Origin of the sequence: Streptococcus sp. HMSC066E07, from assembly GCF_001814695.1 — a bacterium.
GTDB lineage: Bacteria > Bacillota > Bacilli > Lactobacillales > Streptococcaceae > Streptococcus > Streptococcus hominis.
In genome coordinates this window covers 1-12,893 of the sequence record NZ_KV817438.1, presented here as the reverse complement: position 1 = coordinate 12,893, position 12,893 = coordinate 1, and the positions used below count along the sequence as shown (strand labels likewise).

Here is a 12,893-nt window from a genome sequence, read left to right as displayed (position 1 = left end):
TTGCCTACTCGCTTTTCTTAAAATATGTTATAATAAACTGTAAATAAAATAATAGGAGAAACAACCAAATGGCTCGCGAATTTTCACTTGAAAAAACTCGTAACATCGGTATCATGGCTCACGTCGATGCTGGTAAAACAACAACGACTGAACGTATTCTTTACTATACCGGTAAAATCCATAAAATTGGTGAAACACACGAAGGTGCTTCACAAATGGACTGGATGGAACAAGAACAAGAACGTGGTATTACTATTACATCTGCTGCAACAACAGCACAATGGAAGGATTACCGTGTCAACATTATTGACACACCAGGGCACGTGGACTTCACAATTGAAGTACAACGTTCTCTTCGTGTATTGGATGGTGCCGTAACTGTCCTTGACTCACAATCAGGTGTTGAACCTCAAACGGAAACAGTTTGGCGTCAAGCAACTGAATATGGCGTTCCACGTATCGTATTTGCTAACAAAATGGATAAAATCGGTGCAGACTTCCTTTACTCAGTAAGCACACTTCACGATCGCCTTCAAGCAAATGCTCATCCAATTCAATTGCCAATCGGTGCAGAAGATGATTTCCGTGGTATCATTGACTTGGTTCGCATGAAAGCTGAAATCTATACAAATGACCTTGGAACAGATATTCTTGAAGAAGATATTCCAGCTGATTATCTTGAACAAGCTCAAGAATGGCGTGAAAAATTAGTCGAAGCAGTTGCTGAAACTGATGAAGATTTGATGATGAAATACCTTGAAGGGGAAGAAATTACTGAAGCAGAACTAAAAGCTGCCATCCGTAAAGCAACTATCAATGTTGAATTCTTCCCAGTTCTTGCTGGTTCTGCCTTCAAAAACAAAGGTGTTCAAATGATGCTTGATGCAGTTATTGACTACCTTCCAAGCCCACTTGACATTCCAGCTATCAAGGGTGTAAATCCAGATACTGAAGAAGAAGAAACTCGTCCTGCATCTGATGACGAACCGTTTGCAGCACTTGCTTTCAAGATTATGACAGACCCATTTGTTGGTCGTTTGACTTTCTTCCGTGTGTACTCAGGTGTCTTGAACTCAGGTTCATACGTTTTGAATACTTCTAAAGGTAAACGCGAACGTATTGGACGTATCCTGCAAATGCACGCAAACCACCGGAATGAAATTGAAACAGTTTACTCTGGTGACATCGCTGCAGCTGTTGGTTTGAAAGATACTACAACTGGTGACTCATTGACAGATGAAAAGGCAAAAATTATCCTTGAATCTATCGAAGTTCCAGAACCAGTTATCCAATTGATGGTTGAACCTAAGTCAAAAGCTGACCAAGATAAGATGGGTATTGCCCTTCAAAAATTGGCTGAAGAAGACCCAACTTTCCGCGTTGAAACTAACGTTGAAACTGGTGAAACAGTTATCTCTGGTATGGGTGAACTTCACTTGGATGTCCTTGTAGACCGTATGCGTCGTGAATTCAAAGTTGAAGCAAACGTAGGTGCTCCTCAAGTATCTTATCGTGAAACTTTCCGTGCACAAACATCAGCACGTGGATTCTTCAAACGCCAATCAGGTGGTAAAGGTCAATTCGGTGATGTTTGGATTGAATTTACTCCAAACGAAGAAGGAAAAGGCTTCGAGTTTGAAAATGCTATCGTTGGTGGTGTGGTTCCACGTGAATTCATCCCAGCTGTAGAAAAAGGTTTGATTGAGTCAATGGCAAACGGTGTTCTTGCTGGTTACCCAATCGTTGATGTGAAGGCAAAACTGTATGATGGTTCATACCACGATGTCGACTCATCAGAAACAGCCTTCAAAGTTGCTGCCTCTCTTGCTCTTAAAGAAGCTGCTAAGACTGCGCAACCAACCATTCTTGAACCAATGATGCTTGTTACCATTACTGTACCAGAAGAAAACCTCGGTGACGTTATGGGACACGTAACAGCTCGTCGTGGACGTGTTGATGGTATGGAAGCTCATGGTAACAGCCAAATCGTTCGTGCCTATGTTCCACTTGCTGAAATGTTCGGTTATGCAACAGTTCTTCGTTCAGCATCACAAGGACGCGGTACTTTCATGATGGTATTTGACCACTACGAAGATGTACCGAAGTCAGTACAAGAAGAAATCATTAAGAAAAATAAAGGTGAGGCTTAATCAAGTCAAGCCCATGCGTCCGCAGTTGCGGGCGTTTTTTATAAAAAAGGAAGCTGGGACAATGTACTCAGCTTCCTTTGTTTATATAGTCAGAATTATAAGATGCAGTGATTTGGAGAAGCTCTATTCACCTTAGTCAATGTAGAGTTTCCCATGCACAATTAATTAGGCACTTTAGTGCCAATTAATCACTGCTGAGTGGACTCTAATACGTTGATAAATCAACTTTTACAGCTCTACTCAACCGTACAGAGGTGGGACGATGAAATCAAGTTTCTACGAAACTACTGATTTCTGTCCCACTCTCTTTTTGCATATCTCCCACTTAGCTTCCGGAAATGAAAGAGAAATGAAAATCTTTGAAAGAAATGATATTCCTTGTTAATAATGCTGAAATCAGTTGCAATTTTAAGGGATAAAGTATATAATAGATATGTTGAAAGGTGATTTGTAGCAACTCAAGTTACTCTTTTCACATAAAAATTTTTTGATTTTCATAAGGAGGAAATCACGAATGGTAGTTAAAGTTGGTATTAACGGTTTCGGTCGTATCGGTCGTCTTGCATTCCGTCGTATCCAAAACGTAGAAGGTGTTGAAGTTACTCGTATCAACGACCTTACAGATCCAGTTATGCTTGCACATTTGTTGAAATATGACACAACTCAAGGTCGTTTCGACGGTACTGTGGAAGTTAAAGAAGGTGGATTCGAAGTTAACGGTAAATTCGTTAAAGTTTCTGCTGAACGTGACCCAGAACAAATCGACTGGGCTACTGACGGTGTAGAAATCGTTTTGGAAGCAACTGGTTTCTTTGCTAAGAAAGATGCAGCTGAAAAACACCTTAAAGGTGGAGCTAAGAAAGTTGTTATCACTGCTCCTGGCGGAAACGATGTTAAAACAATCGTATTTAACACTAACCACGATGTTCTTGATGGTACTGAAACAGTTATTTCAGGTGCTTCATGTACTACAAACTGCTTGGCTCCAATGGCTAAAGCACTTCAAGACAACTTCGGTATCGTTGAAGGTTTGATGACAACAATCCACGCTTACACTGGTGACCAAATGATCCTTGACGGTCCACATCGTAAAGGTGATCTTCGCCGTGCTCGTGCTGGTGCTGCAAACATCGTTCCTAACTCAACTGGTGCTGCTAAAGCTATCGGTCTTGTTATCCCAGAATTGAACGGTAAACTTGATGGTTCAGCCCAACGTGTTCCAACTCCAACTGGATCAGTTACTGAATTGGTTGCTGTTCTTGAAAAGAATGTAACTGTTGATGAAGTAAATGCAGCTATGAAAGCAGCAGCTAACGAATCATACGGTTACACAGAAGATCCAATCGTATCTTCAGATATCGTAGGTATGTCATTTGGTTCATTGTTTGATGCAACTCAAACTAAAGTTCTTGATGTTGACGGAAAACAATTGGTGAAAGTTGTATCTTGGTACGATAACGAAATGTCATACACTGCACAACTTGTACGTACTCTTGAATACTTTGCAAAAATTGCTAAATAATTCATCAGTATAGAGAAGAGAGGTTCGCCTCTCTTTTTTGTTGTCATTCGCTCCTCAGCTTATACTTGTGGAAGTTGGGAGTTGAATATGTATAAAAATCAAATTAGAATGTTGATAAAACTCCAGAGTTTCCACTCGTTTGGTCGTTATGACCAAGCTACAATAAAAACAACTTGACTTTACCCAAATCAAGTTGTTTTTTTTAGTATGTAAGGATTATATTGCTAGATTTATTCATCTGGTGTTAAAATCATTGGGATGATAATAGGCTCGCGTTCGGTATTTTCATATAAGAATGGTCGAAGAGCATTTACAATAGCTCCGTTGACTGACTGGATGCTGGCATCTTTATTTTTCAATGCAATACGTATCGCATTGAAAAGAATACGCTGGCTGTGACGAATGAGATCGCCTGATTCACGCATATAGATAAAACCGCGACTAAGAATATCAGGACCAGCCAAAATCATTTTTGATTTAAAGTCAACGGTAGCTACTGCAAGGACAACGCCATCTTCGGAAAGGTCACGTCTGTCGCGGAGGACTGCAGCACCGATTTCTCCGATACGATTACCGTCAACATAAATATCTTGGGCATTGAAACTTCCTGCGATGCGAGCCGAATTGGCAGTTAAAGCAAGGACGTCTCCATTACTCATGATAAAGATATTCTTTTTAGGGATGCCTGTATCCATTGCAAGTCCAGCATGAACTTTTTGCATGCGGTATTCACCATGGACTGGCATGAAATACTTAGGTTTTATCAAACGGAGCATCAATTTTTGCTCTTGTTGTCCACCGTGTCCAGATGTATGGATGTTATTGATTTTTCCATGGATAACATCAACGCCAGCTTCTGAAATGGTGTTGATGAGCTTATTGACACTGGTGGTATTTCCAGGGATAGGACTAGAAGAGAAAATCACTGTATCACCTGGTTGGAGTTGGACTTGACGATGGGTTCCATTCGCAATGCGTGAAAGAGCTGCCATCGGTTCTCCCTGACTTCCTGTACACATGATTAGAATTTCATTTGCGGGATAATCTTTGATTTCATTTGGTTCAATGAACGTTCCTTTTGGGGTTTTAATATACCCTAGTTCAATTCCGTTGACAATGGCTTTTTCCATTGAACGTCCAAAAACAGCAATTTTTCGGCCAGTTTTAACCGCAGCATCCGCAGCTTGTTGGAGACGGAAGATATTTGAGGCAAAGGAGGCAAAAATAATCCGCCCATGAATGCCTTCAATGATTTTCATAATAGACTGACCAACGACTTTTTCGGAATTTGTGAAAGTTGGAATTTCTGCATTGGTGGAGTCAGAAAGAAGTGCTAAAACACCATCTTCACCAAGTGCTGCCATTCGATGTAAATCTGCTGGCTCGCCAACAGGTGTAAAGTCAAACTTGAAGTCACCCGTACAAACAATTTTCCCTTGAGGTGTGTGGATGACAATTCCCAAAGGCTCTGGGATGGAGTGAGTTGTGCGGAAGAAGGTTGCTTTTAAATTTTTAAATTGAAGTTCGGTATTTTGATTGATTTCGTAGAGTTTAGCGTCACGTAAAAGTCCGTGCTCTTCTAATTTACCACGAATCAGTGCAAGGGCAAGTGGTCCAGCATAAATAGGAACATTTGCTTGCTTGAGAAGGAAGGGAATCCCTCCGATGTGGTCTTCATGACCGTGAGTAATCAACACTCCTTTGATACGGTCAATATTTTCTACGATATAAGAATAGTCAGGAATGACATAATCAATCCCTAAGAGGTCATCTTCAGGAAATTTAATCCCTGCATCAACGATGATAATCTCATCTTGGTATTCAATCCCGTAGGTATTTTTCCCGATTTCTCCTAAACCACCAATGGCAAATACACCGACTTCTTCGGATTTTAAAGTATATGACATGGTTTAGAGCTCCGTAATTGTAAAGTTGCCTGATTCTTTTTCGTATTCTAAATGTTTGTCAGACAAAAGTGTAATCAATTCAACATTGTAAGGTGTTTTTTCTTCGACGAGTTTCCGGGCTTTGATGCGTCCTTCTAATTCGTTTTTGGCGTCAATATCCAAGTAGAGAGAATGCGTGTTTTCCCGACGTGGATTGCGTTCTTTTGTTTCTTGATAAAAAACTTTGTAAATCATTTCAATTCCTTTCTCATTCATGATCAATCTACCAGAAAATAGCCACCTTATTTTCAAGGGCGGTCTTCATCTATTTGATTTTCCGGGTAATAAATTGATTTTGATACGTTACAATTATAATTATTATATCATAAAAAGGTTATTTAGTAAAAGAAAGAAGTGAGAAAATCTAGGAAAGCGATTTTCAAAAGGTCTTGTTTTTTTGGAAATCATATTAAGGAAATCCGTATTTTTTGTAGTATAATAGAAAGTAGATTATCACAAAGGAAAGATAAGAATGAAAGTTTTAGCTTTTGACACATCCAGCAAAGCCTTAGCAATTGCGATTTTAGAAGATAATAAGTTGCTTGCTGAGATGACGATAAATATTAAGAAAAATCATAGCGTTACATTGATGCCGGCTATTGATTTTTTAATGGAAAGTTTGGATTTGAAACCAAGTGACTTAGGTCGCATTGTAGTTGCAGAAGGTCCTGGTAGTTATACAGGTTTGCGAATTGCTGTGGCAACGGCCAAAACGTTAGCACATACGCTTAAAATAGATTTGGTGGGAGTTTCTAGCTTGCGGATTCTGGTGCCAGAGGACATTGACGGCTTGGTCATTCCTCTCATGGATGCTAGACGAAACAATGTCTATGCTGGTTTTTATGAAAATGGCAGAGCAACTCAGCCGGAAGCTCATTTATCTTTTGAAGAAGTTTTAGAAAAAGCCAAGTCTGCTTCTCAGGTAACTTTTGTAGGAGAGGTGAAAAATTTTGCGGAGCAGATTCAATCCGCTTTGCCAGAAGCTCTTATCAAAGCAACTCTGCCAAGCGCTGTGCTCCTTGCTAAAATTGGTCTGCAACTACCAGCTCGCTCTGTTCATGATTTCGTGCCGAATTACCTCAAGCGAGTGGAAGCAGAAGAGAATTGGCTGAAAAATCATCAAGAAACAAAAGATTCTTACATCAAGCGTTTATGATTGAGATTAAAAAAGATGAAAAAAAGCAGGTTGCTAATTTAGCGGAGCAAATTTACCAAGTATTGAAAGATGTGTATGCTGTCAGTCCTTGGAATATAGAGCAGATTGAGAAAGATTTACAAAATCCTTTGTCAGTTTATGTTTTGGCTTTGCAAGCTCAAAATTTAATCGGGTTTCTGGCTTTTCAAGAGTCGGACTTTGAAGCAGAAGTTTTACAAATTGCGGTTAAGAAAGCCTATCAAGGAAAGAAAATTGCGACCGCTTTGTTTGAATATCTACCGATTGAAAAAGATATTTTTCTCGAAGTGAGAGAATCCAACAAAGCAGCTCTGCTATTTTACCAAAAAGAGAAATTTATAGAAATCGCTCGGCGCAAGAATTACTATCATGAGCCAGTGGAAAATGCGATCGTAATGAAAAGAGAAAACAATGAATGATAAATATATTTTAGCTTTTGAGACCTCCTGCGATGAGACTAGCGTAGCGGTTTTAAAGAATGGCGATGAACTCTTATCCAATGTTATTGCCAGCCAGATTGAGAGCCATAAACGTTTTGGTGGCGTGGTACCGGAAGTGGCTAGCCGTCACCATGTGGAAGTTATCACGGCTTGCATTGAGGAAGCTCTTGCGAAAGCCGGTATTACAGAAAAAGAGGTAACCGCAGTAGCAGTAACTTATGGACCAGGGCTCGTAGGCGCCCTCTTAGTCGGACTGGCAGCTGCTAAGTCTTTTGCGTGGGCACATCATTTACCGCTTATTCCTGTCAATCATATGGCAGGTCATCTTATGGCGGCTCAAAGTGTTGAGAAATTAGAATACCCTCTTTTAGCGTTATTAGTCAGCGGGGGGCATACTGAGTTGGTTTATGTCAGCGAAGCCGGTGATTATCAGATTGTCGGGGAAACACGCGATGATGCAGTTGGAGAAGCTTATGATAAAGTTGGTCGCGTGATGGGCTTGACTTATCCAGCAGGGCGTGAGATAGATGAATTGGCCCATAAAGGACAAGATATTTATGATTTTCCGAGGGCGATGATCAAAGAGGATAATTTGGAATTTTCCTTTTCTGGGTTGAAGTCTGCCTTTATCAACCTCTGTCACAATGCGGAGCAAAGGGGTGAAAGTTTGTCGAAAGAAAATTTGGCTACTAGTTTTCAAGCTGCTGTTTTAGATATTCTCATGGCAAAAACAAAAAAAGCTTTGGAGAAATATCCTGTTAAGACCTTAGTCGTTGCGGGCGGTGTTGCTGCTAATCAAGGTTTACGTGAACGTTTAGCAGCTGAAATGACAGATATCAAGGTAATCATACCACCTTTGCGTCTCTGTGGGGATAATGCAGGAATGATTGCTTATGCGAGCGTCAGTGAGTGGAATAAAGGGAATCTTGCAACATTGAGCTTGAATGCTAAGCCAAGTCTGGCATTTGACACAATGGAAGAATAAATATGATAGGAAAAAGTTTTAGGGATGGGGCTAAGGCAGCGATGCCAACGGCTCTTGGGTATGTTAGTATTGGACTAGCTTGTGGAATTATTGGTGCTTCTTATGTCAGTCCTCTTGAAATGACACTGATGAGCAGTTTAGTCTATGCAGGAAGTGCTCAGTTTGCTATGCTAGCACTTCTTGCGATTCACGCCCCGGTAACAGCTATTGCTCTGACAGTTTTTTTAATCAATTTGCGTCTATTTTTGCTAGGTCTTCATACATCTACTTTTTTTCGGCATGCAAGTCTCTTGCAAAATATTGGTATCGGAATACTCTTGACAGATGAAACATACGGCGTTTTACTAAGTGAGCACGTCCATACAAAATATATTTCGCTTCAATGGATGTACGGCAATAACATTACGAGCTATCTCGCTTGGTTCGTCGGATCTGTAGTCGGAACGACATTAGGAAGCCTTTTGCCAAATCCAGAAATGTTTGGCTTGGATTTTGCGCTGGTGGGTATGTTTATTGGGATTTTTTCTTCCCAATTTTTAGTGATGTTACACAAAACAAAATTTCAAAAACTATTAGTGATGTTGTCTGTGGTAGCGTTATCGTTCTATGCTTTAAGCATGCTTGTTTCTTCGTCTTTAGCTGTTTTAATGTCGACCTTATTAGGCTGTGCTGCGGGGGTAATGCTAGATGATAAATAATTATATATTTGTCGCCATTCTTCTCTCAGCCTTGGTGACATGGTTATCACGGATTACTCCGTTTATATTGGTAAAATATCGCGGGTTACCTAAGATTGTCGAACGTTTCTTGCAATATTTACCGGTCTCTATTATTTTTGCGTTGATTTTATCCAGCATTACCAAGGGAGGAGTAGGACAGTTGCCAACCTTTAAATGGCTAGATTTAATAGCTGTTTTTCCAACAATTTATATTGCTTTTCGCTATCGTAACTTAGTGGTAACTGTGATTTTTGGTGTGGTATTGGTGGCTGGTTTGCGATTCATCTTTTAAATTTATAGAAATAACTCTGTCTTAGGAAATCACTAAGGCGGAGTTTTAGTTAAAAATGACCGTTTAAGACCTAAAACAGACCATTCAGGATTTTAATGAGTTTTTTATTTAGATTGGGTACAATGAGAGTTTGTTGTAAAGTAGATTTGCGGTTATTATTTTCATTTCCAAAGGGGCTTTTTCCGAGTCTGCCAAAAGCAGTATTGAGACTTACTTTGCAAACTCTATCTATAACCTCAAGTTAGTGCTTTGAGCAATTATCTACTTCATTAAGAATTTTGGGTATCAAAAAGTAAGGCAGGGATGATATTTTCCCTGCCTTTTACAAGTTATTGTTTTCCCAACAAATGTAGTGATTGGAAAAGCACTTTTGATTTTAATCAATTAGAGTTCCTTGGAACAATTGATTAGGAATAGGTGCCACCCATCACAGCTATCTGTTAGTTTTCTTTTTTGTCTAATTTCTTGCCTAACTCAATAATGTATTGTTTCATATCGTCTTTGACTTGAGGATGTTTGAGGGCATAGTCAATAGATGTTTTCATAAAGCCAAATTTGTCGCCGACATCATAACGGTCACCTGTGAATTCACGAGCGAATACTCTTTGTGTTTTGTTGAGAGTATCAATAGCATCTGTCAGCTGGATTTCATTTCCGGCACCTGGCTTTTGTGTTTCCAAGATGGAGAAGATTTCAGGCGTCAGTAGGTAGCGTCCGATAATGGCGAGATCACTTGGTGCGTCTTCTGGTTTTGGCTTTTCAACGAAAGTTTCAACGCTGTAGAGTCCATTTACTCCTTCACCTTGTGGATCAATAACGCCATAAGAAGAAACTTCGTCGTGTGGCACTTTCATGACAGCAATAGTTGAAGCGTGTGTTTCCTCGTAATCGTTCATCAATTGTTTGGTAAGTGGTACTGCTTTGTCATTTGTAATGTCCATTAGGTCATCGCCTAGCATGACAACGAAAGGTTCGTTACCAACGAAAGCCTTAGCTTGCAAAACAGCATCGCCAAGCCCTCGTGGATGGCTTTGACGAATGAAATGAAGACCGATACCAGTCGTTTCATCTACGAGTTTTAAAAGATCAGATTTACCTTTTTCTTTGAGGTTGTACTCCAATTCAAAATTTGAATCAAAGTGGTCTTCAATAGAGCGTTTGGATTTACCTGTTACAACCAGAATGTCTTTGATACCGGATTTTAACGCTTCTTCAACGATAAATTGAATAGTTGGTTTGTCAACAATAGGCAGCATTTCTTTTGCGAGTGCTTTTGTGGCTGGTAGGAAACGAGTTCCAAGTCCAGCAGCAGGAATGACTGCTTTTCTTACTTTTGTCATAGAACGACTCCTTATTTAATGTGGCTAATCACGACCATTCGTTCTCAGCTTTGAATTCATTATTCATTATATCATAAATGGCATCTTTTATGTTAAGGTTTTCATAAATGACATGATAAATGGCTTGGGTGATAGGCATGTAGACGTCTAACTCTTGTGCGAGTTCATAGGCCGCTTTGGTAGTGGAAATGCCTTCGATAACCATGCCCATGTTAGCTTCGATATCTTCTAGCTTTTCACCGCGACCAAGAGCGTCACCAGCGCGCCAATTGCGTGAGTGAACGGAGGTCCCTGTGACAATTAAATCTCCTACTCCTGATAACCCGCTATATGTCAAGGGGCTGGCACCAAGTTTGACGCCGAGACGGGTGATTTCTGCTAAGCCACGCGTGATAATAGCGGCTTTTGCATTGTCACCATAACCGAGACCGTGAAGAGCCCCTGCTCCGACCGCAATGATGTTTTTTAGGGCTCCAGCCGTTTCCACACCGATGACATCTGTATTAGTATACAAGCGGAAGTAGTGATTGCTGAAAAGATTTTGGACATATTTAGCTGTTTTTAAATCTTTTGAAGCTGCTGTGATGAGAGTAATGTCGCGAACGATAGTTTCCTCAGCATGGCTGGGACCAGAGACGACGACGATTTCGCTACGGAATTGTTCAGGCAATTCTTCCTCTAAAATCATGGAAAGTCGCTTATGGGTATCAGGCTCCAGACCTTTTGAAGCGTGCATGACTTTAACTGGATGATCAAGCACCTCGGCGACTTGTTTGGCTACAAGACGTGTAACCTTGGTTGGAACGACGAAAAGGATAGCATCCACGCCATCAAGGGTTTCTTTTAAGTCGTAATACGCTGTGATCTTTTCATCAAGAACAATATCTTTAAAATACCGTTTGTTAGTGTGGTGCTCGTTGATTTCAGTAATTTGTTCGGCAATATTGCCCCAAATACGAACTTCATGTCCGTTGTCATTTAATACTTGTGCCAAGGCAGTACCCCATGAACCAGGGCCTAAAACAGCAACTGTTTGTTTTTCCATGTTCTTCTCCTTATAGAGTTTTCTAATTTCATTTTACCATAGAAAGCGATAAATTTCTTGTTTAGTAGCAGCTTGTTTTTATAAGTTATTATTTTATAAGAATAAAGTCTGATTAAAGTGCATAAAAAGAGTGTAATGAGGCAGGAGTTGCGGCTAGTATAAAAACTATTTATCACGACCTTTAAAAAAATCAATTGGACGACTAGCTGAGGAAGTGGTAAGCTTGTGTATATCAATGAGGAGGGAATCGTATGAGCAGACCGATAGTTGGAGTGACCGCTAATCTTTGTCCTGTTGATAAGGAAGGTAAAAATATTCACTCGTCCGTTTCTAGTAAATTTGCTGAGAGTATCAGAATCGCTGGCGGATTGCCTATGATTATCCCTGTTGGTGACAAAAATTTGGTGAGGGATTATGTTGAAAGTATTGATAAATTGATTTTGTCTGGCGGACAACATGTGCACCCCACTTTTTACGGAGAAAAGCAGACGATTGAGAGTGATGATTACAATATGGTGCGAGACGAGTTTGAGCTGGCTCTGTTAGCAGAAACTATTCGACAGGAAAAACCAATTATGGCGATTTGTCGAGGTTTGCAGCTAGTCAATGTTGCTTTTGGTGGAACGCTGAATCAGCATATTGACAACCATTGGCAGGGCTTACCTTTTGGAACTTCTCACTCTATTCAAACTGAGAAAGGCAGCATTGTTGAAGAACTATTCGGTCGTGCTAGTCAGATTAACTCTGTCCACCGACAAAGTATTAAAGATTTGGCGCCGAATTTTCGCGCAACAGCTTTTGATCCTAGGGATAAAACCATTGAAGCGATTGAGTCGCTAGATGATAGTCGGATCATCGGGCTTCAATGGCACCCAGAGTTTTTAGTCAATGAAGAAAAAGGAAATCTAGAACTTTTCCAGTATCTTTTGCAGAAATTGTAAATTTAAAATGCAGCTTAAGCTTCATTTAAGAAAATCATTTTATAATAACATCATCAAATGAAGACCTCCTAACTTTGTTTGATAGAAATCCTAAACTTTTTCATAATAATCTCCCTATAAGGGCCACCAAAGAGGTGGTCTTTTTTCTACCATTTGTCAAGCAATTCAATGTTTTTCAGTCAAAGAATTGATGATTGATTTGATTTTAATAGTTTATCCTAGCCCTTTTCGGCTCTTTTGATTGGAAAAAGAGTACACAAAAACAACACCTTATCTAGCTATTTTTTTCATAAGGTGTTACAATGATAGAGCATAGACGGCTTTAATGATTTTGGGTTA

Annotated in this window: 12 protein-coding genes; 8 read left to right on the top strand and 4 right to left on the bottom strand. The window is 39.9% G+C overall.

Annotated features, from left to right (window positions below; all coding sequences use genetic code 11):
• Window positions 1-68: 68 nt before the first annotated feature.
• Entirely contained in the window at window positions 69-2,150 is a 2,082-nt protein-coding gene (gene fusA, locus HMPREF2984_RS04700) for an elongation factor G (RefSeq protein ID WP_003026447.1), read from the top strand.
• A 514-nt stretch (window positions 2,151-2,664) separates the two neighbouring features.
• Entirely contained in the window at window positions 2,665-3,672 is a 1,008-nt protein-coding gene (gene gap, locus HMPREF2984_RS04695; RefSeq protein WP_003026445.1) for a type I glyceraldehyde-3-phosphate dehydrogenase, read from the top strand.
• A gap of 230 nt (window positions 3,673-3,902) precedes the next feature.
• On the opposite strand, the gene HMPREF2984_RS04690 is transcribed toward gap, so the two are convergent.
• Window positions 3,903-5,579 (bottom strand): ribonuclease J1, encoded by a 1,677-nt coding sequence (locus HMPREF2984_RS04690; protein WP_049533039.1) that lies wholly within the window; start codon window positions 5,577-5,579, stop codon window positions 3,903-3,905.
• A gap of 3 nt (window positions 5,580-5,582) precedes the next feature.
• A complete protein-coding gene (locus tag HMPREF2984_RS04685; protein WP_037582642.1) occupies window positions 5,583-5,813 on the bottom strand; it encodes a DNA-dependent RNA polymerase subunit epsilon in 231 nt (76 codons plus the stop codon).
• A 277-nt stretch (window positions 5,814-6,090) separates the two neighbouring features.
• Here HMPREF2984_RS04685 and tsaB point away from each other — a divergent pair, with 277 nt between their 5' ends.
• The 5 genes from tsaB to HMPREF2984_RS04660 are packed head-to-tail and all read left to right on the top strand — an operon-like array spanning window position 6,091 to window position 9,228.
• Window positions 6,091-6,774, top strand: coding sequence for a tRNA (adenosine(37)-N6)-threonylcarbamoyltransferase complex dimerization subunit type 1 TsaB (tsaB, locus tag HMPREF2984_RS04680; protein WP_070496926.1), 684 nt, complete (start codon window positions 6,091-6,093; stop codon window positions 6,772-6,774).
• Complete coding sequence (rimI, locus tag HMPREF2984_RS04675) at window positions 6,771-7,211, top strand: ribosomal protein S18-alanine N-acetyltransferase (RefSeq protein WP_059221568.1); 441 nt, start codon at window positions 6,771-6,773, stop codon at window positions 7,209-7,211. Before tsaB ends, rimI begins: the two co-directional genes overlap by 4 nt.
• Window positions 7,204-8,217 carry a tRNA (adenosine(37)-N6)-threonylcarbamoyltransferase complex transferase subunit TsaD gene (gene tsaD, locus HMPREF2984_RS04670; protein ID WP_049533036.1) on the top strand — a complete coding sequence of 338 codons (1,014 nt, stop codon included), beginning with the start codon at window positions 7,204-7,206 and terminating at the stop codon, window positions 8,215-8,217. The genes rimI and tsaD overlap by 8 nt, the downstream gene beginning before the upstream one ends.
• Before the next feature lie 2 nt (window positions 8,218-8,219).
• On the top strand, window positions 8,220-8,915 hold the full coding sequence (locus HMPREF2984_RS04665) for an AzlC family ABC transporter permease (RefSeq protein ID WP_049533035.1): 696 nt from the start codon (window positions 8,220-8,222) through the stop codon (window positions 8,913-8,915).
• Window positions 8,905-9,228, top strand: coding sequence for an AzlD domain-containing protein (locus HMPREF2984_RS04660; RefSeq protein ID WP_049533034.1), 324 nt, complete (start codon window positions 8,905-8,907; stop codon window positions 9,226-9,228). Before HMPREF2984_RS04665 ends, HMPREF2984_RS04660 begins: the two co-directional genes overlap by 11 nt.
• A gap of 440 nt (window positions 9,229-9,668) precedes the next feature.
• Here HMPREF2984_RS04660 and galU read toward each other — a convergent pair whose 3' ends face one another.
• Both galU and HMPREF2984_RS04650 read right to left on the bottom strand, forming a co-directional pair.
• Complete coding sequence (gene galU / locus HMPREF2984_RS04655) at window positions 9,669-10,568, bottom strand: UTP--glucose-1-phosphate uridylyltransferase GalU (RefSeq protein ID WP_003041845.1); 900 nt, start codon at window positions 10,566-10,568, stop codon at window positions 9,669-9,671.
• A gap of 28 nt (window positions 10,569-10,596) precedes the next feature.
• Entirely contained in the window at window positions 10,597-11,613 is a 1,017-nt protein-coding gene (locus HMPREF2984_RS04650) for an NAD(P)H-dependent glycerol-3-phosphate dehydrogenase (RefSeq protein WP_049533033.1), read from the bottom strand.
• Between the two features lie 251 nt (window positions 11,614-11,864).
• On the opposite strand from HMPREF2984_RS04650, the gene HMPREF2984_RS04645 reads away from it, so the two are divergent.
• A complete protein-coding gene (locus tag HMPREF2984_RS04645; protein WP_049533032.1) occupies window positions 11,865-12,554 on the top strand; it encodes a gamma-glutamyl-gamma-aminobutyrate hydrolase family protein in 690 nt (229 codons plus the stop codon).
• Window positions 12,555-12,893 lie beyond the last annotated feature (339 nt).

Bases quoted from the DNA above. Each gene is read 5' to 3' on its own strand.
- HMPREF2984_RS04645 (WP_049533032.1), top strand. From the start codon at position 11,865: ATGAGCAGACCGATAGTTGGAGTGACCGCTAATCTTTGTCCTGTTGAT.
- HMPREF2984_RS04685 (WP_037582642.1), bottom strand. From the start codon at position 5,813: ATGATTTACAAAGTTTTTTATCAAGAAACAAAAGAACGCAATCCACGT.
- HMPREF2984_RS04690 (WP_049533039.1), bottom strand. From the start codon at position 5,579: ATGTCATATACTTTAAAATCCGAAGAAGTCGGTGTATTTGCCATTGGT.
- gap (WP_003026445.1), top strand. From the start codon at position 2,665: ATGGTAGTTAAAGTTGGTATTAACGGTTTCGGTCGTATCGGTCGTCTT.
- tsaD (WP_049533036.1), top strand. From the start codon at position 7,204: ATGAATGATAAATATATTTTAGCTTTTGAGACCTCCTGCGATGAGACT.
- fusA (WP_003026447.1), top strand. From the start codon at position 69: ATGGCTCGCGAATTTTCACTTGAAAAAACTCGTAACATCGGTATCATG.
- HMPREF2984_RS04665 (WP_049533035.1), top strand. From the start codon at position 8,220: ATGATAGGAAAAAGTTTTAGGGATGGGGCTAAGGCAGCGATGCCAACG.
- rimI (WP_059221568.1), top strand. From the start codon at position 6,771: ATGATTGAGATTAAAAAAGATGAAAAAAAGCAGGTTGCTAATTTAGCG.
- HMPREF2984_RS04650 (WP_049533033.1), bottom strand. From the start codon at position 11,613: ATGGAAAAACAAACAGTTGCTGTTTTAGGCCCTGGTTCATGGGGTACT.
- galU (WP_003041845.1), bottom strand. From the start codon at position 10,568: ATGACAAAAGTAAGAAAAGCAGTCATTCCTGCTGCTGGACTTGGAACT.
- tsaB (WP_070496926.1), top strand. From the start codon at position 6,091: ATGAAAGTTTTAGCTTTTGACACATCCAGCAAAGCCTTAGCAATTGCG.
- HMPREF2984_RS04660 (WP_049533034.1), top strand. From the start codon at position 8,905: ATGATAAATAATTATATATTTGTCGCCATTCTTCTCTCAGCCTTGGTG.